This window comes from Pseudomonas sp. CM25 (assembly GCF_013179705.1).
Classification (GTDB): domain Bacteria; phylum Pseudomonadota; class Gammaproteobacteria; order Pseudomonadales; family Pseudomonadaceae; genus Aquipseudomonas.
The window spans coordinates 1-516 of the sequence record NZ_JABMCW010000739.1 but is presented as its reverse complement, the minus strand read 5'-3'; the positions used below and the strand labels follow the sequence as shown (position 1 = coordinate 516).

Here is a 516-nt window from a genome sequence, read left to right as displayed (position 1 = left end):
CTCTGGCTAAGCTTGAAGTAACCCGCCCAGCCTCGCAGGACAGGGTTTATCCGCTCGATGGTATTCGTCATCTTGCGACCCCGTGCACCGCGTAGCAGCTCTGCGAGCCGGTCGCGCAGGCGACCCAGGCTCGTCGTTGCCACCCGCAGCCTTGGCTGCTGATGCCAGCTCATCCCATAGCCCAAGTAGTCACACTTCCAGGCTCTCGCGACTCGACTCTTCTTCTGATTCACCGTCAGTTTCAAACGTTGATTCAGGAAGCGTTCGACACTGGCCAGTACCCGTTCGCCAGCCCGAGGGCTGCGTACATAAATGTTCGCGTCATCGGCATAGCGCACGAAGCGGTGACCCCGCCGTTCCAGTTCGCGGTCAAGTTCGTCGAGCAGGATATTCGACAGCAGCGGCGAGAGCGGGCCGCCTTGCGGCGTCCCCTCCTGCCGTGGGCTGACGACACCGCCTGACATGACTCCCGCTTCAAGGTAGCGGCGGATAAGCCTGAGTACGCACTTATCTTTG

At 60.9% G+C, this 516-nt stretch carries 1 protein-coding gene; it reads right to left on the bottom strand.

Going from position 1 to position 516, the window contains the following annotated elements:
* Nucleotides 1-516 (bottom strand): reverse transcriptase domain-containing protein (locus HP546_RS31040; RefSeq protein ID WP_256678593.1); only part of this gene is annotated, 516 nt, incomplete at both ends.